Annotated in this window: 19 protein-coding genes; 4 read left to right on the forward strand and 15 right to left on the reverse strand. The window is 55.8% G+C overall.

Features of this window, described 5'->3' with window-relative positions; genetic code table 11:
- Positions 1–31: 31 nt before the first annotated feature.
- Positions 32–1,231 carry an efflux MFS transporter YdeE gene (ydeE, locus tag WFO70_RS06090; RefSeq protein ID WP_337015162.1) on the forward strand — a complete coding sequence of 400 codons (1,200 nt, stop codon included), beginning with the start codon at positions 32–34 and terminating at the stop codon, positions 1,229–1,231.
- A gap of 90 nt (positions 1,232–1,321) precedes the next feature.
- On the opposite strand, the gene zinT is transcribed toward ydeE, so the two are convergent.
- The 10 genes from zinT to WFO70_RS06140 form a co-directional block, all read right to left on the reverse strand.
- Positions 1,322–1,963: a metal-binding protein ZinT gene (gene zinT, locus WFO70_RS06095; RefSeq protein ID WP_337015163.1), complete on the reverse strand. Its 642-nt coding sequence runs from the start codon at positions 1,961–1,963 to the stop codon at positions 1,322–1,324.
- Positions 1,964–2,031: 68 nt separating this feature from the next.
- Complete coding sequence (gene urtE / locus WFO70_RS06100; protein ID WP_337015164.1) at positions 2,032–2,730, reverse strand: urea ABC transporter ATP-binding subunit UrtE; 699 nt, start codon at positions 2,728–2,730, stop codon at positions 2,032–2,034.
- A gap of 9 nt (positions 2,731–2,739) precedes the next feature.
- Positions 2,740–3,531 carry an urea ABC transporter ATP-binding protein UrtD gene (gene urtD, locus WFO70_RS06105; RefSeq protein ID WP_337015165.1) on the reverse strand — a complete coding sequence of 264 codons (792 nt, stop codon included), beginning with the start codon at positions 3,529–3,531 and terminating at the stop codon, positions 2,740–2,742.
- The gene (gene urtC / locus WFO70_RS06110; protein ID WP_337015166.1) at positions 3,531–4,604 is read right to left on the reverse strand and encodes an urea ABC transporter permease subunit UrtC; all 1,074 of its coding nucleotides are present in this window, start codon (positions 4,602–4,604) and stop codon (positions 3,531–3,533) included. Before urtC ends, urtD begins: the two co-directional genes overlap by 1 nt.
- Complete coding sequence (gene urtB, locus WFO70_RS06115; RefSeq protein ID WP_337015167.1) at positions 4,604–6,178, reverse strand: urea ABC transporter permease subunit UrtB; 1,575 nt, start codon at positions 6,176–6,178, stop codon at positions 4,604–4,606. Before urtB ends, urtC begins: the two co-directional genes overlap by 1 nt.
- Positions 6,179–6,203: 25 nt before the next feature.
- The gene (urtA, locus tag WFO70_RS06120) at positions 6,204–7,475 is read right to left on the reverse strand and encodes an urea ABC transporter substrate-binding protein (protein ID WP_337015168.1); all 1,272 of its coding nucleotides are present in this window, start codon (positions 7,473–7,475) and stop codon (positions 6,204–6,206) included.
- 203 nt (positions 7,476–7,678) lie between these two features.
- The gene (locus WFO70_RS06125) at positions 7,679–8,782 is read right to left on the reverse strand and encodes a cobalamin-independent methionine synthase II family protein (RefSeq protein WP_337015169.1); all 1,104 of its coding nucleotides are present in this window, start codon (positions 8,780–8,782) and stop codon (positions 7,679–7,681) included.
- Positions 8,783–9,151: 369 nt separating this feature from the next.
- The gene (locus WFO70_RS22470; protein ID WP_442913355.1) at positions 9,152–9,550 is read right to left on the reverse strand and encodes a hypothetical protein; all 399 of its coding nucleotides are present in this window, start codon (positions 9,548–9,550) and stop codon (positions 9,152–9,154) included.
- Between the two features lie 183 nt (positions 9,551–9,733).
- A complete protein-coding gene (locus WFO70_RS06135; protein ID WP_337015171.1) occupies positions 9,734–10,042 on the reverse strand; it encodes a hypothetical protein in 309 nt (102 codons plus the stop codon).
- 22 nt (positions 10,043–10,064) lie between these two features.
- Complete coding sequence (locus WFO70_RS06140; RefSeq protein ID WP_337015172.1) at positions 10,065–10,481, reverse strand: GNAT family N-acetyltransferase; 417 nt, start codon at positions 10,479–10,481, stop codon at positions 10,065–10,067.
- Positions 10,482–10,936: 455 nt separating this feature from the next.
- Between WFO70_RS06140 and WFO70_RS06145 the strand changes: the two genes are divergently transcribed.
- Positions 10,937–12,550: a DUF4041 domain-containing protein gene (locus tag WFO70_RS06145; RefSeq protein ID WP_337015173.1), complete on the forward strand. Its 1,614-nt coding sequence runs from the start codon at positions 10,937–10,939 to the stop codon at positions 12,548–12,550.
- Positions 12,551–12,635: 85 nt separating this feature from the next.
- Here the strand turns inward: WFO70_RS06145 and WFO70_RS06150 are convergent, their stop codons facing one another.
- Both WFO70_RS06150 and dcp read right to left on the reverse strand, forming a co-directional pair.
- Positions 12,636–12,914, reverse strand: a complete 279-nt coding sequence (locus WFO70_RS06150) for a hypothetical protein (protein WP_337015174.1) — start codon at positions 12,912–12,914, stop codon at positions 12,636–12,638.
- Between the two features lie 169 nt (positions 12,915–13,083).
- Positions 13,084–15,129, reverse strand: a complete 2,046-nt coding sequence (dcp, locus tag WFO70_RS06155; RefSeq protein WP_337015175.1) for a peptidyl-dipeptidase Dcp — start codon at positions 15,127–15,129, stop codon at positions 13,084–13,086.
- Positions 15,130–15,282: 153 nt separating this feature from the next.
- Here dcp and ydfG point away from each other — a divergent pair, with 153 nt between their 5' ends.
- On the forward strand, positions 15,283–16,029 hold the full coding sequence (gene ydfG / locus WFO70_RS06160) for a bifunctional NADP-dependent 3-hydroxy acid dehydrogenase/3-hydroxypropionate dehydrogenase YdfG (protein ID WP_337015176.1): 747 nt from the start codon (positions 15,283–15,285) through the stop codon (positions 16,027–16,029).
- Positions 16,030–16,120: 91 nt separating this feature from the next.
- A complete protein-coding gene (locus WFO70_RS06165; protein WP_337015177.1) occupies positions 16,121–16,807 on the forward strand; it encodes a GntR family transcriptional regulator in 687 nt (228 codons plus the stop codon).
- A gap of 42 nt (positions 16,808–16,849) precedes the next feature.
- Here the strand turns inward: WFO70_RS06165 and WFO70_RS06170 are convergent, their stop codons facing one another.
- From WFO70_RS06170 to WFO70_RS06180, 3 genes are all read right to left on the reverse strand, one after another.
- Entirely contained in the window at positions 16,850–17,281 is a 432-nt protein-coding gene (locus tag WFO70_RS06170) for a universal stress protein (protein ID WP_337015178.1), read from the reverse strand.
- Positions 17,282–17,442: 161 nt separating this feature from the next.
- Positions 17,443–18,906: a mannitol dehydrogenase family protein gene (locus WFO70_RS06175; RefSeq protein ID WP_337015179.1), complete on the reverse strand. Its 1,464-nt coding sequence runs from the start codon at positions 18,904–18,906 to the stop codon at positions 17,443–17,445.
- A 217-nt stretch (positions 18,907–19,123) separates the two neighbouring features.
- A complete protein-coding gene (locus WFO70_RS06180) occupies positions 19,124–20,668 on the reverse strand; it encodes an MFS transporter (RefSeq protein WP_337015180.1) in 1,545 nt (514 codons plus the stop codon).
- Positions 20,669–20,729 lie beyond the last annotated feature (61 nt).

A 20,729-nucleotide genomic window follows, 5' to 3' on the forward strand; every position in this document is an offset into this window, starting at 1 on the left:
AAAACTTCACACGCAATTGTCGGGCAGGAAAATGAAACCATCACTCAGGCGCTCAACGGCAGCGCTGCTGGCGTCGTCGTTATTACTCACCATTGGCCGCGGCGCGACCTTGCCGTTTATGACCATCTATCTCACTCGCGTCTATAACATGAGCGTGGAGAATATTGGTTATGCCCTGACGGTGGCGCTGACTATTGGGGTGGTCTTCAGCCTAGGCTTTGGCATTCTGGCCGACAAATTCGATAAAAACCGCTACATGCTGATCGCCATCACGGCGGTGGCGCTGGGCTTCCTGGCGATCCCGCTGGTGGATAACGTGGTGCTGGTAGTGCTGGCCTTCTCGCTGATCAACTGCGCCTATTCGATCTTCTCCACGGTGCTGAAAGCCTGGTTTTCCGATGTGCTGAACCCGGCGGAAAAGGCGCGGGTGTTCTCGCTTAACTACAGTTTTCTTAACATTGGCTGGACCATCGGCCCGCCGTTGAGCACCCTACTGGTGATGTACAGCCTGCAGCTGCCGTTCTGGGTGGCGGCCTTCTGCGCTGCGCTGCCGCTGGTGCTGATCCAGCGCTATGTGCAGAAAGGCGTGGCGGTCGATAGCGAGCATGCTCCGGTTCCGTGGCAGCCGTCGGTGCTGCTCCGCGACCGGGCGCTGTTCTGGTACACCCTCTCCGGGCTGCTGGCCTCCTACGTAGGCGGCTCCTTCGCCAGCTGTATCTCTCAGTACGTGCTGGCGGCAGATTACGACAGCGATTTCGCGCAGAACGTGGTGGCCGTGGTGCTGCCGGTGAATGCCGCAATGGTGGTTTCGCTGCAGTACATCATTGGCCGCAAGCTGTCGGCGCGTAACATCCGCCCGCTGATGACGCTCGGCACCCTGTTTTTCGTCCTCGGCCTGGCCGGGTTTATGGTCTCGGGGGAGAATCTGATCTACTGGGGACTGGCCGCGGCGGTCTTTACCGTGGGGGAGATCATCTATGCGCCTGGCGAGTATATGTTGATCGACAACATCGCCCCACCGGGCATGAAAGCGAGCTACTTCTCCGCCCAGGCGCTCGGCTGGCTGGGCGCGGCCTTTAACCCGATGATCACCGGGCTGATCCTGACCCATCTCCCGCACTGGTCCCTGTTTGTGATTATGATGGTCGCCATTGTGCTGGCGTGGCTGATGATTTTGCGCGGGATGCGGATGAAGGCGTGGGTTGATGCGCCTGGTTTAGTCCCGAGGTAATTGCCCGGCGGCGCTACGCTTGCACGGGCCTACAAAACACGTAGGCCGGGTAAGGCGAAGCCGCCACCCGGCGCACAGGCCGCACCGAAATTAATGGTGCAACATCTCCTCCACTACCTGCTTTTTATACATTTCGTTTGGATAATAGGTCGGCCAGTTATCCATCTCTTTTAATAACGCCTCGTGGGAGGTGTTGCCCATAAAGATGTGGAAATGAGCAGACTGGCGCGGCGCGATGGTGTGGTCGCTGAACTGGACGAATTTCGGCGCCTTGCTGCTGGCGTCCTTACATTCAAACAGGTAACGCACGCCCTTCTTGCCGGAGGCATAGGTCAGGATCTTGTAGCCGTTAGAGACGTACTCGCAGCGGCTGACGTTTTTGCCGGTGTGGAACTCCATCACGTTATTCTCGATGCCGATGGTCTCCACGTCGGTGGCGTAGCCGGTGCGGTAATAGGCTTTTACCTGATCAAAGGTTTTGCTGCTGTCTTTCTCAGCTTTCTTCTTAAACACCGGGTCAAGATCGCCGCTCAGCAGAAACGGATAGACCGACTGCCAGACGCCGTCCCAGTTGGAGAGCGGGCGATCCTTCACGTCTTTATCCTCAAACACGCCGTTAGCCGCTTGTTGTTCCGCCTCGGTCATCTGGTGGCCGTGGGAATGGGCATACAGCTGGCCGCTGACCAGCATCGCCCCCAGAGTCATTGCATATTTACCAATTTGTCCTGCCAAGATAACGTCCTCACTCCATTTGAAAGAATGAGAGATGTTATATTATAACATATAGCAAAACAAGCCTGTCAGATCGCTACCAGGCCGCGAACGCCCTCCTGTTCCATATCCACCCCGCGACCGCGCTGGATAATGCTGCCCCGGGACATCAGCAGATAGCTGTCGGCCAGCTCGGCGGCAAAGTCGTAGAACTGCTCCACCAGCAGGATCGCCATATCGCCCCGGTTGGCGAGCTGGCGGATAACCTGACCAATCTCCTTGATCACCGAGGGCTGGATCCCCTCTGTCGGCTCATCAAGGATCAGCAGCTGAGGACGGCTCGCCAGCGCCCGGCCAATCGCCAGCTGCTGCTGCTGCCCGCCCGAGAGATCGCCGCCCCGGCGCTGCTTCATCTCCTTGAGAACCGGAAACAGCTGCCAGATCTCCTCCGGCACCTGCTTCGCCTCGCGCGCCGGAAAACGCGACAAGCCGAGGAGCAGGTTTTCCTCCACCGTCAGGCGGGGAAAGATATCCCGCCCCTGAGGCACATAGGCCACCCCGGCCTGCACCCGCTGGTGCGGCCTGGCATGGGTGATGGCTTTGCCCTGCCAGAGGATCTCGCCGTTGCGCGACGGGATCAGTCCCATCAGGCACTTCAGGAGGGTGGTTTTGCCCACCCCGTTGCGTCCCAGCAGGCAGGTGACTTCCCCGGGCAGCGCCTCAAAGCTGACTCCACGTAGAATGTGGCTCCCGCCGTAATATTGATTCAGTTCGTTAACCTGTAGCATCCGCGCTCCTTAGCGTCCGAGATAGACTTCAATCACCTGCTCATTGGCCTGCACCTCGCGCAGCGAGCCCTCCGCCAGCACCCGGCCCTGATGCAGAACGGTGACGTGATCGGCAATGGTTTCAACAAAGCCCATGTCATGTTCCACCACCATCAGCGAGTGCTTGCCCGCCAGAGTGCGAAAGAGTTCGGCGGTGTACTCGGTTTCGGCATCGGTCATCCCGGCGGCCGGTTCGTCGAGGAGCAGCAGGTGCGGCTCCTGCACCAGCAGCATGCCGATCTCCAGAAACTGCTTCTGCCCGTGGGACAGCAACCCCGCCCGCCGATGCCGCTCTGCGCCGAGGCGCAGCAGGCTCAGCATCTCGTTGATCCTGTCCCCCTGCTCGCTGCTCAGCCGGGCACGCAGGCTGGCCCAAACCGATTTATCACCCTTCATCGCCAGCTCGAGGTTCTCCCATACCGTCAGGGCCTCGAACACCGTCGGCTTCTGGAACTTGCGCCCGATCCCCTGGCGGGCGATGGCGATCGGATCGAGGGTGTTGAGGTCCGTCGACTGGTCGTAAATAGCGCGTCCGCTCTGGGGCCGCGTTTTACCGGTGATCACGTCCATCAGGGTGGTTTTCCCCGCGCCGTTGGGACCAATCACGCAGCGCAGCTCGCCCACGCCGATGTTGAGTGACAGGTCGGTGAGTGCCTTAAAGCCGTCAAAGCTGACGTTGATCCCCTCCAGCTGCAATACCGGATCGGTCTGGTCGCGGTAGCGATCCCCGGGCAGCTGGCGGGTAAAGAGTTGTTCGCTCATTACTGGTCTCCTTTGCGAAACAGTCCCGTTACGCCGCGAGGTAAAAACAGCGTGACCGCGATAAAGATCAGCCCGAGGAACAGCTGCCAGTACTCCGGCATTGCCACGGTAAAGAGGCTTTTTGCGCCGTTGACCAGCGCGGCACCCAATACCGGGCCAATCAGCGTGCCGCGGCCACCAAGCGCCACCCAGATTGCCGCCTCGATGGAGTTGGTGGGCGACATCTCGCCTGGGTTGATGATCCCGACCTGCGGAACGTACAGCGCCCCGGCCAGTCCGCACAGCACCGCCGACAACGTCCAGACCAGCAGCTTGAATCCGCGCGGATCGTAGCCGCAGAAGGTGAGCCGGTTCTCCGCGTCGCGCACCGCGGTCAGGATGCGGCCAAACTTACTTTTTGCCAGCGCGTACCCGACACCCAGCGACGCCGCCAGCAGCAGCACGGTGGCAATAAACAGCGCGATGCGGGTTGAGGTGGCCGTCACGGAGAAGCCCAGCAGCGTGGTAAAACCGGTAAAACCGTTGTTACCGCCAAAGCCGGTTTCATTGCGGAAAAACAGCAGCATCCCGGCGAAGGTCAGCGCCTGGGTCATGATCGAAAAATAGACCCCTTTGATTTTAGAGCGGAAGGCAAACCAGCCGAACAGCAGCGCCAGCAGGCCCGGCACCATCACGATCAGCACCAGCGCCCAGGCGAAATGCTGGGTGCCCCACCAGAACCAGGGCAGCTCGCTCCAGGAGAGAAACGACATAAAGGCCGGAAGCCCGTCGCCCGCGGCCTGGCGCATCAGGTACATTCCCATCGCGTAGCCGCCGAGGGCAAAGAACAGGCCGTGGCCGAGCGACAGCATTCCGGCGTAGCCCCACACCAGATCCAGCGCTACGGCCACAATCGCATAGCAGAGGATTTTGCCCACCAGGGTCAGCATCCAGGTGGAGACCGCCAGCGGATGGGTGGCGGGCAGCAGCGCCAGAAACGGCAGCACCAGCAGTGCGGCGAGGATCAGACCGAGGAGTATCGGTACGCTGCGCGGCGCTTTCCGCGCCAGGGTTAAGGTCAGTGGCTGGCTCATCAGTCGATTACCCTCCCTTTCAGTGCAAATAACCCCTGAGGACGCTTCTGAATAAACAGAATGATCGCCACCAGAATCACAATTTTGCCCAGTACGGCACCCATCTGCGGCTCGAGGATCTTATTGAAAATCCCGAGACCAAAGGCGGCCGCCACGCTGCCGGCCAGTTGGCCCACGCCGCCGAGCACCACCACCAGGAAGGAGTCGATGATGTAGCCCTGACCCAGCTCCGGCCCGACGTTGCCCAACTGCGACAGCGCCACCCCGCCAAGCCCGGCAATGCCGGACCCCAGCCCGAAGGCCAGCATATCCACGCGCCCGGTAGGCACCCCGCAGCAGGCCGCCATGCTGCGGTTTTGCGTCACCGCCCGCACGTTCAGCCCCAGACGGGTTTTGTTGAGGATAAGCCAGGTGAAAAACAGCACCAGCAGCACAAAGCCCAACACCACCAGCCGGTTCCACGGCAGGATCAGGCTGGCGTAGACCTGCACGCCGCCGGAGAGCCACGCCGGGTTGGCGACTTCGAGGTTCTGCGCGCCGAAGATCATGCGCACCAGTTGGATCAGCATCAGGCTGATGCCCCAGGTCGCCAGCAGGGTCTCCAGCGGGCGGCCATAGAGGTGGCGGATCACCGTGCGTTCAAGCGCCATGCCCACGCCAGCGGTGAGCGCGAACGCCACCGGCAGCGCCACCAGCGGGTAGAAGGTGAGCCACTGCGGGGTAAACTGCGCCATCGCCTGCTGTACCATCCAGGTGGCGTAGGCCCCGAGCATCAGCATCTCGCCGTGAGCCATATTGATCACCCCCAGCAGGCCGTAGGTAATCGCCAGCCCGAGCGCGGCCAGCAGCAGAATGGAGCCCAGCGACAGGCCCATAAACGCCTGCCCCAGGAGGTCACTAATGGTCTGACGGTGCTGGATCTGACGCAGGCTTTCCGCAGCGGCCTCGCGCACCCCGACGTCCGGCTCGGTCTGTGCCTGGGTATAAGGCAGCAGCCGGGACTGCACCTCCGGATCGCTCGACTGGCCCAGCAGCGTGACGGCCTGCTGGCGTACCGCGGGCTGGGCGCTGGTCAGCTGCAGGCTGGCGACGGCCAGGCTCAACAGCTGACGCACCGCGTCATCCTTCTCGCTTGCCAGCTGACGCTGTAAAAAAGGCAGCATCTGCGGCTGGGGATCGCGCTGTAACTGCTTCGCTGCCGCCAGTCTTTCGGTGACACTGTCACCGGCAAGCTGGTGGGTGGCGAGCGCGGTGGCGGCCAGCACCCGCAGGCGGTTGGTAAGCCGCACGGCTTTAGTGGCACCCTGCGGTTGCGCGCTGTCACCGAGGGCGGTTAAGGCACCCTTTTCCCGGGCGAAGGCATGCTTTTCCGTATCGACAACGACATTTTCCTGCTGCAATGCCCGCAGCAGCGTCAGACGGGCGGGATCGGGCGCGGCGGCCCACTGCTCCAGCATCACCGCCTGCTGGCTGCGGCTGGCGGCAACAAAATTATCGGCGTCCGTTGCCTGCGCCATCCCTGGCAGCAGTCCGGCAAGCCATACGAGAGCGAAGATCATGCGCATGACGTTCATGGCTTTACCTCTTTATGATCCGGATTCAGTTGCTGGCGGTTTTGATCGGGGTGTCAGGCTTTTTATCATTCCCGGCAATGTACGGGCTCCACGGCTGGGCGCGAACCGGCGCTTCGGTCTGCCATACCACGTTGAACTGGCCGTTACCTTCGATTTCGCCAATCATCACCGGCTTATGCAGATGGTGGTTGGTGGCATCCATGGTCAGGGTGAAGCCCGACGGGGCTTTAAAGGACTGGCCCGCCATGGCGGCACGCACTTTATCCACGTCAGTAGTGCCCGCTTTTTCCACCGCCTGGGCCCACATGTGGATCCCCACATAGGTAGCTTCCATCGGATCGTTAGTCACCACCGTACCGGCATTCGGCAGCTTCTGCGCTTTAGCCCAGTTTTTATAGGCTGCCACGAAGGCCTGGTTGGCCGGGTTATCCACCGACTCGAAGTAGTTCCAGGCCGCGAGGTTACCCACCAGCGGTTTGGTATCGATGCCGCGCAGCTCCTCTTCTCCTACCGAGAAGGCCACGACCGGCACGTCGGTGGCTTTTACGCCCTGGTTAGCCAGCTCTTTGTAGAACGGCACGTTAGAGTCGCCGTTGATGGTGGAGACCACCGCGGTTTTGCCTGCGGCAGAGAATTTCTTGATGCTGGCCACGATGGTCTGGTAATCGCTGTGGCCGAACGGGGTGTAGACCTCTTCGATGTCTTTATCCTGCACCCCTTTCGAGTGCAGGAAGGCACGGAGAATTTTGTTGGTGGTGCGCGGGTAGACGTAGTCGGTGCCCAGCAGGAAGAAGCGCTTCGCCGCCCCGCCGTCTTCGCTCATCAGGTACTCCACTGCCGGAATGGCCTGCTGGTTAGGCGCTGCGCCGGTGTAGAAGACGTTGGGTGACATCTCTTCCCCTTCGTACTGCACCGGGTAGAACAGCAGGCCGTTCAGCTCCTCAAACACCGGTAGAACCGATTTGCGTGAGACCGAGGTCCAGCAGCCGAAGACTGCCGCCACCTTATCCTGGCTTAACAGCTGACGGGCTTTCTCGGCAAACAGCGGCCAGTTAGAGGCAGGATCCACCACCACCGGCTCCAGTTTTTTGCCCAGCACGCCGCCTTTGGCGTTGATTTCGTCGATGGTCATCAGCGCCACATCTTTCAGCGGCGTTTCAGAAATCGCCATCGTGCCGGAGAGCGAGTGCATGATGCCGATCTTGATGGTGTCGGCTGCCTGCACGCTGAAACTCATCCCCATGGCCACCACGGAGGCCGATAAAGCAAAGGCTTTTAACAAGGTACGACGATGCATAATTTTCACTCCTGAAAAACAACGCTGTGCGAAATCGTCCGTTACGGCATGGACGCAGAAAAAGCATTCAGGAAAAGACAGAGCAAAAAGGATGCCAGAACGAAAAAGCAGTGGGATCAGGGGCTGGAATGGGTGTTAAACGCAGGGGCGGATCAGAATGGCACAGCGTTGCACTTAATTAATGCAACGCTGTGGAGAAACGGTTACCAGACTTCGCTGGCGATCTGTGTGACCAGGCGAACCTTATCCCACTGCTGGGCTTCGGTCAGGGAATTGCCCTCTTCGGTAGAGGCAAAGCCGCACTGCGGGCTGAGGCAGATCTGCTCTTTCGCTACGTACTTTGCCGCCTCTTCCAGACGCGCTTTCACCCCTTCCGGATTCTCCAGCTCGCCACTTTTGGTGGTGATCAGCCCCAGCACCACCTGCTGCTTGCCGGGACGGACAAAGCGTAACGGGGCAAAGTCACCGCTGCGATCGTTGTCGTATTCGAGGAAGAAAGCATCGACGTTGACGGTACCAAACAGGATTTCGGCCACCGGCTCGTAGCCCCCTTCGGAGATCCAGGTCGAGCGGAAGTTCCCGCGACAGACGTGCAGCCCGATGGTCAGGTCGTCCGGTTTGCCTTCCAGCGCCTTGTTCAGCACGCGGGCATAGATGCGCGCCAGCTGGTCCGGGTCATCACCGCGCTCGCGGATCTGACGACGTTGATCGTCGGAACAGAGGTAGGCCCAGACGGTGTCATCCAGCTGCAGGTTGCGACAGCCTGCGGCGTAGAAGGCGTGGATGGCGTCGCGCCAGGTTTGCGCCAGGTCGTCGAAGTACACATCCAGATCCGGATATACGGTGGCATCGATATCCTTCCGCCCGCCGCGGAAGTGCAGCACGCTCGGGCTCGGGATGGTCATCTTCGGCTGGGCGTTGCCGCTGACGCTCTGGAGGTAGCGGAAGTCATCCAGCATCGGATGGCTGCCGAACCCCAGCTTGCCGGTGACGCGCACGCCGTGGGCTTTGGTCTGGACGCCGTTGAACTGGATCCCCTGGTTCGAGTCATAACGCTCCACGCCCTGCAGACCGTCGAAGAAATCAAAGTGCCACCAGGCGCGGCGGAACTCGCCATCGGTGACCACGTTTAAGCCGCAGGCGCACTGCTGCTCTACCACATGGCGAATCGCCTCGTCTTCTACCGCACGCAGCTGCTGCGCGTCGATCTCACCGCTGGCGAACTTCACCCGCGCCTGTTTGATAGCGTCGGGACGTAAGAAACTGCCTACCACATCGGCACGGTTCGGGGCGTGTTGTCGCTGCATGCTTATCTCCTTTAACTGCCGCCATGTAATTGCCGACAGTGATAATTCATTATTTGAATATTTAGACTTCTGGATGGCTATATGTCCAAAAGATGTCACAGCGCCCGCTTTTCGGCAAACGAGAAAAATTCATGGGTGTTGAAAAAAATTCATGTTGGGCGGAGAGGCAAAAAAATACCGCCAGAGACTGGCGGTAAATGCTTGCATGGATAGATTTGTATTTTGCTGTCTACGGTTCCGGTAATCCATACCGGACTGCGGATCTGAACCAGGTTAGCATGGGGAGGATAAATGGAGGTTAAACGAGGCGTGGGGACAGGTCGGGATGCTTGTTTCACCTATGGTGCTCAAGCATCCTCAATGGGATATTCAGTATTGATTATTGGCGCATATAGGTAGCTGGGTATAACCGGGTTTGTTAGCCATATAAAGCGGCGCACAGGTTGGCTTTTTCTGCTGCACTGGCGTTGGTATTTCTTCTTTAATTTCCGACACCTGCGATGAACGAGGTTTATTAGTTCTACTTGTTTTCTTCACCGCCGGAGCTTTCTTCACTGCATTTGGCTCAAATGAGTCATTGCTTCCACCATAACCTGAACAAATTTTCTGCGATCGACTTAAGCTTCCATCATTGCAGACAAATTGCCCGCTGGTTGTGCAATGTGAAATGCCGCCTTTTGCCCCAGAGCACGGTTTACGACCGCGTGCGGCTTCAGCATGAGAGATTGTCAGCAGTCCAAGCGTAATGACCAATAATATTTTTTTCATTATTCAATTCCCTATGATTTGTGCGCCAATAATATCCATCTTAGGTGCTTGCTCAAGTTTTTCTTTTTAAAGTCATGACGTAGCAAACAACTTTGGGCGCGATGACGAATGAAGGTCAAGAAGGTTGCGTGCGGCGTTATTGATAGCTAGTTAAAGACAACATGGGTGTGGATTATTGATGCATCACTGTGCACGTGACCCTTTATAACGAGCCATCATCCAGACGATAAGGCAGGTCACAACCGGCACCAGCCAGTCGAGCAGGCTCGCCACATTCCATACCTGCCAGTCAAACCCGCCCCACCACGGCATGTTGGCGCGCTTCCCGTGACCAAACTGGGCGATCCAGCGGTATTCCGCCTGAGTCTGTTCCCGGGCGATAAACCAGAGCGAACCCAGCGCACCGCCGATGCCCCATCTGTTCCATCGCAGGCCACAAAGGCACTGGAGCGTCACGGCGGCTAAGGCGTGCAGTAGAGGAGAGAAATCCATTATCGTGCCAATTGTTTATCGTTCATTTATGCATTTTCCAGCTGATCGCCATACCTTCACAATCAGGCGTCACTTTTTTGAAGCCAAACTTTTCATAGAGTGCGGGTACATCAGCTACAAGGGAGATATAGCTTCCGTCCCAGGCGTTTTGGCTCAGCCATTCCATGATATGTTCCATGATGGCTCTTCCCAAGCCCTTACCCTGGAAATTCGGATCGACAGCGATATCCACGATCTCAAAATTCAGTGCGCCATCGCCGACAACTCTTCCCATTCCTACGGGTATGCCCTCGTGAAGGATGTGGACAGCGTAGCAGCTTGAAGGGAGGCCTTTTTTCGCTGCTTCCAGGTTTCGGGGTGAAAGCCCGGCGATAGCGCGCAGACGGCAAAAGTCTTCAGGGGCAGGATGTGTTTCGATGAACTTAAAATCTTCTGTCATGTGTACCACTCAAAAACATAAGGATAACTTTTTAATAACATCACAATTTTTTATCTTCAACACTGTTTTCATTCACACGTTGCTGATTTATGGCAAAAAAACCGGGCACGGTTTACCAGCATCGGTTCAGTCTTAAGAACGAATCTACGCCACTGATGATAACATTATGTAAATTCAATAGTATTTTCTCGCTAAAAATCGCCGCGCGTAATTTCTATCCATTTTCGCGCTTCAGACCGTTCTGAGTCGCTAACCGCTGATTGTCAGTGTCGGCCAGCAACTGCATCCATAAATAATCTTAAAACCTTGTTTATTCCCGTTACGTCTAAGCAGCCCGAAAAATAATGAAACAAAAGATCAGTTACTTCCCTAACAAAAAATGCTGAAATATATAAGTTATCGTTTTTTAAATTAATGTAATTAACAATAGCTAACCAATACACAGGGATAGTTAAATGAATATGATGTATTACTCCATTGTTGGAGTTTTTGCTTTCGCGGCCGTTTTGACTATGTTGGTAATTACCATCATAAAATTAAAGGCAGTAAAAGCGGATTTAGCAGATAAAGCAGTCCAGCTTAAGCGTTACGCGACAATCACTGATGCTGAAGAAGAGGCCGATCGTATCGTAAATATTGCTAAACAAACTGCACAAGAATTAGGCGCTGATTCGCAGAGGATTCTTGATGAGGCAAAAGTTGAAGCAGCCAGCACTATCGTCACGAGTGAAGCCGAAGCAAAATCAATTACATTACGCGCAGAAGATATCCTTTCGGATGCTCGCGTGACAGCTAATAGATTGAAATCACAAGCATTATCCGATGTGGAAACGCAACGCGCTAAGCGTCTTGAAATTGAAAGTCAGATTGATGAGCTACGTCGTTCCTATCGTGAAAAAAAAATCACATTAGATGAACTCGAGGACGCACTTTCAATTTACAAAGATGACATGGAATTCGCCGATATGGGATTTTATGCACCCCACTTCGATTTTGATACATCCAGCCATTTCCAGGATGCCATTAAGGCCTGCCGTGATAAGCAAAAAAATTTGCTACGGGATAAAACCAGATTTGGCGCAATTCACTGTTCAACCGAATGGACAGTCGGTGGTTCTAAAAGTGAAGGTCGCAAGATGACAACACGCGGTATCCAGATGACGGCTCGTGCATTCAATGGAGAATGTGATGCAGCAATCGCAAACTGCACCTTCAAAAACGTCCAGCAGATGGAACAACGCATTTATAAAGCCTTTGAAGCCCTCAATAAAATGAATGAAGTTAACAAGATTTACATTAATCATGCATTCCTGAATATGAAACTCGATGAACTCCATCTAACACATGAATACCGTTTAAAGAAACAAGAAGAACGCGAAGAACAGCGCGAAATTCGCGCCCAGATGGCTGAAGAAAAACGAGCTCAAGCTGAAATCGATCGCGCGCTTCGTGAAGCGGAAGAAGAAGAACGTCGGGCTAAAAAGGCTTTGGACAAAGCCCGTAAGGAAATGGAGTCAAAACTAGCGCAAATGACCGCCGAACAGGCTGCAAAGCATAAGGAAAAAGTGAGCGAACTCGAAAATGCCCTTGAAGAAGCGTTGCTGAAAGGCCAAAAAGCACTATCTATGGCACAGCAGACAAAACGCGGTCATGTTTACGTTATCTCTAACATCGGTTCATTTGGTGAAGATGTTTTCAAAATCGGCATGACGCGTCGCCTTGATCCACAAGATCGAGTGGACGAGTTAGGTAGCGCTTCCGTGCCATTCCTGTTCGATGTCCATGCAATGATATTTAGCGAAGATGCTCCCGCTATGGAAAATATGCTTCACCAGCGTTTCAACGAAATGCGTACTAACCTCGTGAATAAGCGCAAAGAGTTCTTCAATGTTAGCTTGAAGGAAATCAAAAACGCTGTTTTTGATATCGCAGGCGATGATGTGGATTTTATCGAAACCGCGAGTGCTCAGCATTACCACGAAACACAAGCCATTCGTAAACAGCAAGCAGCGGCTAATTCAAAATTGACTAAAGAAGTTAAGCAGCCCAGATTTGCTGACGCTATATAACTTTATTTGAGATTTTTGTAATAACTTTTGAGCCAGATAAACGTTAGCTTTATGACTCGAATCTGGCTTATTGGCTGTAAACTAATTAGTCTGCACTCTTTCCTCGCCAGCGTTTATAGCAATCTGCTATTCGTACTGTATCAATAGACTCGACTTTTCCTTCATCGAATCGAATTGCATTATCTCGCTCAAGAGACTGTCGAGCATATTTTGTACCAACAGGTCTGAGTTTTTCTTTAAATTTCTCAATTCGCAACTTAGCTGCCAGCTGAGCTTTTGCCTCTGTTCTGTTGGCTGGTTTTGATTTTATCAATTCAAGATCAATATGGTATTGCTGGTTTGCACTTAAACGTTTAATTTTCATAACTCACCTGCATTCAACATTTTGCATGAGCATAAACAAAAGGCGTCGCTGGGCTTTGATGTTTCCTGCTAGACCATATGAATGCCACGGTCAGTTGAAAATGTAATATGAGGAAATATTATAAAAAACCGGGCATCACGCCCGGTTCTTTTTCCAGCCTGAAAAGCCCTTACGCACTCAAGCCGCGATTCACCAGCATCGGTTCAATCTGCGGATCGTGCCCGCGCCACTGGCGATAAAGTTCAGCCAAATCAGTACTATTCCCGCGCGACAAAATCGCCTCGCGGAATTTCTGGCCGTTTTCGCGGGTCAGGCCGCCCTCTTCCACGAACCACTGATAGCCGTCGTCGGCCAGCATTTGCGTCCACAGATAGGCGTAATAGCCTGCTGCGTAGCCGCCGCCAAAGATATGGGCGAAGTAGCTACTGCGATAGCGCGGTGGCACGGCGGGAAGATGAAGCTGCTCGCGCTCAAGGGCGGCGGTTTCGAAGGCTTCGACATCCTCGGGTGCCTCGCTGGCGGTCAGGCCGTGCCAGTTCATGTCCAGCAGCGCGGCGCTGAGCAACTCGGTCATGTCATAGCCTTTATTAAACTGGGTAGCGCTGACCATTTTCTCGCGCAGAGCATCCGGCATCGGTTCCCCGGTCTCATAGTGACGGGCGTAGTGGGCAAAAACCTGCGGATGGCTGGCCCAGTGCTCGTTAATTTGCGACGGGAATTCAACAAAATCACGCGGCGTGTTGGTCCCGGAGAGCGTGGCGTATCGCTGGCTGGCAAACAGCCCGTGAAGGGTGTGTCCAAATTCGTGGAACAGGGTGATCGCATCATCCCAGGAGAGCAGCGCCGGCTGGCCTGCCGCCGGTTTTTGATAGTTGCAGACGTTATAGATCACCGGACGCGTACCGAACTCAAAGGACTGCTCGACAAAGTTCCCCATCCACGCCCCGCCGCCTTTCGAGTCGCGGGCAAAGAAATCACCGTAGAACAGCGCCATGCCTTCTCCGTTGTGATCGAAGATCTCCCACACGCGCACGTCAGGATGGTAAACCGGGATATCGCTGCGCTCGACAAAGGTAATGCCGAACAGCTGGGTCGCCGCCCAGAAGACGCCGTCGGTCAGGACTCTGTTCAGGGCAAAATAGGGTTTAACCTGGGATTCATCCAGGGCGTACTTCGCCAGCCGCACGCGCTCGGCGTAAAACGACCAATCCCAGGCCTGCACCTCAAACCCACCCTGTTCGTCATCAATCACCTTCTGAATATCGGCCTGCTCCTGCAATGCGCGCCCGCGCGCCGCCGGGACGATGCCGCGCATAAACTGCAGCGCGGCGTCGGGAGTTTTCGCCATCTGATCGGCAATTTTCCAGCTGGCATAGCTGTCGAAGCCCAGCAGTTCCGCCTGACGCGCCCGCAGCGCCACCAGACGCCGTACCAGATCGCGGGTGTCGTTGGCATCGTTTTTCTGCGTGCGCAGCCAGCCGGCTTTGAACAGATTTTTCCGGGTCTGGCGATCGCGAAGCTGTTGCAGGGCCGGTTGTTGGGTGGTGTTCAGCAGCGGGATCAGCCAGCGATCGCTAAGCCCCTTCTCCGCTGCCGCCTGCGCGGCCGCGGCCTGCTCTGCCGGGCTGAGCCCATCCAGCTGGTGGAGATAATCCACCACCAGTCCGCCCGCTTTATCGGCCGCCAGCAGACGCTGGTTAAACTGGCTGGTAAGGGTGGCTGACTCTGTATTGATCGCTTTCAACTCTTGCTTTTCCGCCTCGCCCAACCGGGCACCGGCCAGGATAAAACGCTGGTGCAGCTCCTCGATCAGGCGCAGGGACTCCGCGTCCGGGGCCATCGTCTGCCGCGCGTTATAGACCGCATCCACCCGGGCAAAAAGCGCGTCATCCAGCCAGATATCGTTGGACAGCGCCGCCAGTTCGCTGGCGATGGCCTCTTCCAGCTGCTGCAGATAATCATTGGTGTGCGCCGAGGTCATGGCAAAGAAGACGTTGCTCACCCGGCCCAGCAGGCCGCCGCTGTGCTCCAGCGCCAGTACGGTATTGGTAAAGTCCGGGGCTGTCGCAGATCCGGCAATCGCGGCGATCTCCTCGCGCTTCTGGCGGATGGCCTCGTCAAAGGCCGGACGATAGTGGCTGTCGTCAATCAGATCAAAATGCGGTGCCTGGTACGGCAGCAGGCTGCTTGCGAAAAAGGGGTTAGTGCCAGACATATCAGACTCCTGAATACGATGAATTTCACCAGAGTAGGCCAGCCCGGCAGTCGCTGCAATCTCTGTCACCTGAAGGGGACGAAAAGTCGCCTTACTCTGCGTCAGATCACATGCTATGGTAGTACAACACAAAAAGCGTTGAGGAACAGTGAGATGATTATATTAGTTACCGGGGCGACAGCGGGTTTTGGTGAAAGCATCACGCGTCGCTTCGTCGCCAACGGGCATAAGGTGATTGCCACCGGCCGTCGTCAGGAGCGTCTGCAGGAGCTGAAGGATGAGCTCGGCGACAGCATTTTGACCGCGCAACTGGACGTGCGTAACCGCGCATCTATTGAAGAGATGATTGCTAACCTGCCGGCTGAGTGGCGCGACATCGACGTGCTGGTCAACAATGCCGGGCTGGCGCTGGGCCTTGAGCCAGCGCACAAAGCCAGCGTGGAAGACTGGGAAACGATGATCGACACCAACAACAAAGGCCTGGTCTATATGACCCGCGCCGTACTGCCGGGCATGGTCGAGCGCAACCGCGGGCATGTGATTAATATCGGCTCCACCGCCGGCAGCTGGCCTTACGCGGGCGGCAACGTCTACGGCGCCACCAAAGCCTTTGTCCGTCAGTTCAGCCTCAATCTGCGCACCGATCTGCACGGCACCGCTATCCGCGTGACGGATATCGAGCCGGGTCTGGTTGGCGGAACCGAGTTCTCCAACGTGCGCTTCAAAGGCGATGATGACAAAGCGGGTAAAACCTACGAGAACACCACCGCCCTGACGCCGGATGATGTCACCGAAGCCGTCTGGTGGGTGGCGACGCTGCCGAAACACGTCAACATCAACACCGTTGAGATGATGCCGGTCAGCCAGAGCTTTGCCGGTCTGAGCGTCCATCGCGGATAATTTGTCCGGACCTGGCCTGCGGGCCAGGTCTGGGATGCCCGGCAAAAGAATGGTAGTATTTACCGGTTACTTTTCTGAGAAATCACATCCAATGGCCGCTGAATCGCAACTTAATCCAACCCAACCCGTTAATCAGCAGATTTACCGTATTTTGCGCAGCGACATTGTGCATTGTCTGATCCCACCGGGAACCCCGCTCTCTGAAAAAGAGGTGTCGGTCCGCTTTGATGTCTCCCGCCAGCCGGTTCGCGAAGCCTTCATTAAGCTGGCGGAAAACGGCCTGATTCAGATCCGCCCCCAGCGCGGCAGCTACGTGAATAAGATCTCCCTCACCCAGGTGCAGAATGGCTGCTTTGTCCGTCAGGCCATCGAGTGCGCCGTGGTGCGTCGCGCGGCAAGCCTGGTGGACGATCATCAGTGCTATCTGCTGGAGCAGAACCTGCATCAGCAGCGCATCGCCATTGAACGTAAGCAGCTGAATGATTTTTTCCTGCTCGACGACGAATTTCACCAGAAGCTGGCGCAGATTGCGGGCTGTCAACTGGCATGGGACACCATTGAGAACATTAAGGCGACCATTGACCGGGTGCGCTACATGAGCCTGGACCACGTCTCGCCCCCGGAGATGTTGCTGCGTCAGCATCACGATATTTTCAACGCACTGGAAAAGCGCGACGCCGATGCGGTGGAAAAAGCGATGACCCTGCATCTGCAGGAAATTGGCGAGTCGGTACAGTTAATCCGTCAGGAAAACAGCGACTGGTTTAGCGAAGAGTAATGATTCCGCATCCCGTCGACTGTCCGGGATGCGGGGATTAATTTAGCGCACCACTAATACCGGAATTTTGGCATAGCGTAATACCGATTCGGCATTCGAGCCCAGCAGATGTGTCGTTACGCCCGGCTTTTTCGAACCGATAACAATTATATCGAACGCCCCTTCAGCGCCCATCGCGATAATTTCATCGCGTACGTTGCCAAAACGCACTGCGGTATGAATAGCGTCAGGCGAAATATCAAAGAGCCGCTTCAACTCATTCATTTTTTTCTTCGACTCTTCGGTCATAAAGGCCTCGAATTTGACAATATCCGAGGAGAAGCCACGCAGCATGGCGCGACTGTTGACCGGGAGTACATGCAATAACGTGATTTCGGCATTATCCGCCCGGGCGAGGAATGCGGCATGACGCACTGCCTTATCACTTAAATCCATTTCAAATACATCGACAGGCATCAAAATTTTCTTATACATACGCCTTTCTCCTTATATCGATAATATGTTTCTTAACGATATTCAGAGTGACAGAGTTTTATCAAACGAAGGTTAAACGGCAGGGTCAGGAAATAGAGGAGTTACGTAAAGAAGTGTGGAGATAAGATCATGCCGCCGTTAACGGCAGCATGAGGACAACGTTAGATCTGTGCCGCGTATTGTGCCACGGTGGCTTTCGCCCCGTTGTTCAGCAAGGCGGAATAGGCGCTCATCACCGCGTCAACAAATACCGCGTCCAGCGGCAGTTCCTGACCGAAAATGGTTTCAATTCCCAGCAGGGCTTTCACGCGGCTTTCGCCTTCCGCGCTGCCCTGCACCGCCGCCTGAATCACCGGCAGCAGCGGATCGCATACTTCAATGGCGTCACCGCGCTCATCCACGCCGCCGACGTAGCGCATCCAGCCAGCAATACCCAGCGCCAGCAGCGGGAACGGCTTCTGATGCACCCGGTGCCAGCGCACGGAGTCCAGCATACGCTGGGGCAGTTTCTGGCTGCCGTCCATGGCAATCTGCCAGGTGCGGTGGCGCAGTGCCGGGTTGCTGTAGCGTTCGATCAGCAGATCGGCGTAACGGCCTAAATCCACTCCGGTGACTTTCAGGGTTGGGGCCTGCTCGTTGAGCATCAGCGCATGGGCGGCGCGCTTGTAGTTCGCGTCTTCCATGCAGTCATTGATGTGCTGGTAGCCCGCCAGATAGCCCAGATAAGCCAGGAACGAGTGGCTGCCGTTGAGCATCCGCAGCTTCATCTCCTCGAACGGGATCACGTCGGCCACCAGCTCGGCCCCCGCTTTCTCCCACGCCGGACGCCCGGCGACAAAGTTATCTTCAATCACCCACTGACGGAACGGCTCGCAGGCCACCCCCGCCGGATCGCGCACGCCGGTGATCTGCTCGATTTTGCTCAGCGTGTCGGCGGTAACGGCAGGCACAATCCGGTCGACCATGGTGGACGGGAAGGTGACGTTGGCTTCGATCCACCCGGCCAGCTCAGGGTTGACCGCCCGCGCATAGGCGCAGGTGACATTGCGCATCACGTGGCCGTTCTCTGGCATATTGTCGCAGGACATCAGGGTAAAGGCCGGCAGACCGGCGTTTTTACGTCGGGCCAGCGCTTCCACCACCACGCCTACGGCGGAGACCGGCTGATGGGGATTTTGCAGATCGGCGACGATCGCTGGGTGATCCAGCATTAACTGGCCGGTCGCAGGCGCGTGGCAGTAGCCTTTCTCGGTGATGGTTAAGGAGACGATCGCCACCTGGGGTTCACACATGGCCGCCAGCACCGCTTCCAGCCCATCCACCTGGGCATGCAGCGCTTTTTTCACCACCCCAACCACCCGCGCCGTCCAGGCATCGGCTGACATTTCAGCGACGGTATAGAGGTTGTCCTGGGCCTTAAGATCCGCGATTTGCTGCTCACCGCCAATCAGGTTGACCTCGCAGTATCCCCAGTCGCTGCCGTGGTCTGCTGCCAGCATATCGGCATACACCGCCTGATGGGCGCGGTGGAAGGCACCAAAACCCAGATGCACGATGCGGGACTGCAGGGCATCGCGGTTGTAGTGAGGAAGCGTGGCTTGCGCATGTAATAACGGATTTTTCATGATAGTACTCGTTAATGTGATTAAGCGATGAATCCGGGCCGGTATTGCCATTCCGCCCGGCTTACTAACCCAACTAGAATGGTAGATGGCATAACAAATTCTCTGCCGTTAACCATACTGATTGTTGATATGTCGATATTGATTTACGTTAACTTTTCACCATCTGGTGTGACATCAATTGCAAGTTGTGTGACAGCATTAAAATGCTGTAAACCACTTACCCGGCAGGGGTAGCGCTCTCACGCGGCTGGGCCATGGCTGGAGTCGATTCAGTCCAGAGCGTGTCATAGTTATGGCCGGTCAGATCCTCCACTATGCGCCGTACGTGCGGTTCAACCGCTACTTTTGACCCATTGGCACGTAGTCGCTCGACCTCTTCCACGAAGATCTGGTGGGTCTGCTTGTTCAGACGGAAGGTCAGCGCCTGCCAGAGGGCGAGAATTAGCAGCCCGGCGGTGCCGATAAACATCAGCATAGCGATGGTGTGAATTGCTTCCGGCGGTTGAACCTGACTCCCCTTCACGAAACCACCGGTTTGCAGCAGAAAGCCGACCACAAAGGTGGCGATGGCAACCGTGGTTTTACGCGAGAAAGTCATCACTGCGGCGAACAGACCTTCCCGACGCTGACGGCTGACCATCTCGTCAATATCCGGAATGAACGGGAAGACGTTCCACGGGGTAAACTCCAGCACGCAGCGGCCCACCTGATACAGTCCGGCCAGCAGGAACAACGTAAACACGGTATTCAGCGCCGGGATCTGGTACACCGCCAGGAAACCGGCCAGGCACAGCATCATCACCAGATAGGCGAAAACGTACAGTCGGGCCGGACCGTACTTGATGATCCCGAATCCGGCAATCAGCGTTACCGGCAGGCCGACGATACTCATCGACAGCAGGCTCCCCGCAAGCGAAGACGAGACATTCAGGCAGTAGACACAGAAGAAGACAAACACGGTGTTGTAAACATCTTTGCCGGTGAATGACAGCAGATAGATAGCCAGATGCTTTCTGAAAGCACGGATTTTCAGCGTCGAGGCGTAGGATTTAAACAACTCGCCAACGGCACAAACTTTGTCAGCCAGGCTGCCGGGAAGCGCGGATTTTTCCAGCTCGACCTGCATTTCCGGGGTGAGCTCTCGCTCCCAGGTCACTTTCCACGAGATAAAGACGCAGACCATGAACAGCACCGCGAAGATCACGCCGTTAATCAGATAGGCATTGGCACTCTGTTCGCCGAAATAGCCGATCAGCAACCCTGGGATAAAGGTCGCCAGAAAGGTGCCGGATGCCGACAGGAACATGCGACAGGTAGACAGTTTGGTGCGGCCGTTAAACTCTTTGGTCATCTCTGACGGCAGGGTTTCCCACGGGATCAATACCATGGCGGCAATAATTTCGAACGCCAGATAGACCGCCAGATAAAACCCATAACTCATCCCATTGAGCCACAGCAAGGCGTACACCAGCATCAGCGGCGCGCCGATCAGCAGGAAAAAGCGCCGGCGGCCAAACTTCTTACCAAAGTAGTTCTTATAAAAGTGGTCGGTTAAGCTGCCCATAAACAAGCTGACTATCGCGTCGACAATACGGGCGATGGCCACAATGGATGCCGCTTCCATCGGCGATAAACCTACAAAGGTGGTGTAGAAAAATAACAGCCAGGCACCAATGACGGTAAAAGCACCGCCGCCCATAATATCGGTCAATCCATATCCAATACTCACCGGAATGGTGATGTTTTTCTTTGCACGAGACATACAGTTTCCTTACCTGAAAAAAATCCAGTTAATTCCCGATGCTTCCCTGAGTGAGTGCGTA

It is taken from the genome of Leclercia sp. AS011, from assembly GCF_037152535.1.
Lineage (GTDB): Bacteria > Pseudomonadota > Gammaproteobacteria > Enterobacterales > Enterobacteriaceae > Enterobacter.

What these genes read in the sequence shown, in the direction of transcription:
- WFO70_RS06145 (WP_337015173.1), top strand. Translation starts at nt 10,937, where the DNA reads ATGAATATGATGTATTACTCCATTGTTGGAGTTTTTGCTTTCGCGGCC.
- urtC (WP_337015166.1), bottom strand. Translation starts at nt 4,604, where the DNA reads ATGAGCCAGCCACTGACCTTAACCCTGGCGCGGAAAGCGCCGCGCAGC.
- urtE (WP_337015164.1), bottom strand. Translation starts at nt 2,730, where the DNA reads ATGCTACAGGTTAACGAACTGAATCAATATTACGGCGGGAGCCACATT.
- urtB (WP_337015167.1), bottom strand. Translation starts at nt 6,178, where the DNA reads ATGAACGTCATGCGCATGATCTTCGCTCTCGTATGGCTTGCCGGACTG.
- WFO70_RS06125 (WP_337015169.1), bottom strand. Translation starts at nt 8,782, where the DNA reads ATGCAGCGACAACACGCCCCGAACCGTGCCGATGTGGTAGGCAGTTTC.
- WFO70_RS06135 (WP_337015171.1), bottom strand. Translation starts at nt 10,042, where the DNA reads ATGGATTTCTCTCCTCTACTGCACGCCTTAGCCGCCGTGACGCTCCAG.
- WFO70_RS06180 (WP_337015180.1), bottom strand. Translation starts at nt 20,668, where the DNA reads ATGTCTCGTGCAAAGAAAAACATCACCATTCCGGTGAGTATTGGATAT.
- urtD (WP_337015165.1), bottom strand. Translation starts at nt 3,531, where the DNA reads ATGAGCGAACAACTCTTTACCCGCCAGCTGCCCGGGGATCGCTACCGC.
- urtA (WP_337015168.1), bottom strand. Translation starts at nt 7,475, where the DNA reads ATGCATCGTCGTACCTTGTTAAAAGCCTTTGCTTTATCGGCCTCCGTG.
- WFO70_RS06170 (WP_337015178.1), bottom strand. Translation starts at nt 17,281, where the DNA reads ATGTATAAGAAAATTTTGATGCCTGTCGATGTATTTGAAATGGATTTA.
- WFO70_RS06140 (WP_337015172.1), bottom strand. Translation starts at nt 10,481, where the DNA reads ATGACAGAAGATTTTAAGTTCATCGAAACACATCCTGCCCCTGAAGAC.
- dcp (WP_337015175.1), bottom strand. Translation starts at nt 15,129, where the DNA reads ATGTCTGGCACTAACCCCTTTTTCGCAAGCAGCCTGCTGCCGTACCAG.
- ydeE (WP_337015162.1), top strand. Translation starts at nt 32, where the DNA reads ATGAAACCATCACTCAGGCGCTCAACGGCAGCGCTGCTGGCGTCGTCG.
- ydfG (WP_337015176.1), top strand. Translation starts at nt 15,283, where the DNA reads ATGATTATATTAGTTACCGGGGCGACAGCGGGTTTTGGTGAAAGCATC.
- WFO70_RS06165 (WP_337015177.1), top strand. Translation starts at nt 16,121, where the DNA reads ATGGCCGCTGAATCGCAACTTAATCCAACCCAACCCGTTAATCAGCAG.
- WFO70_RS22470 (WP_442913355.1), bottom strand. Translation starts at nt 9,550, where the DNA reads ATGAAAAAAATATTATTGGTCATTACGCTTGGACTGCTGACAATCTCT.
- WFO70_RS06150 (WP_337015174.1), bottom strand. Translation starts at nt 12,914, where the DNA reads ATGAAAATTAAACGTTTAAGTGCAAACCAGCAATACCATATTGATCTT.
- WFO70_RS06175 (WP_337015179.1), bottom strand. Translation starts at nt 18,906, where the DNA reads ATGAAAAATCCGTTATTACATGCGCAAGCCACGCTTCCTCACTACAAC.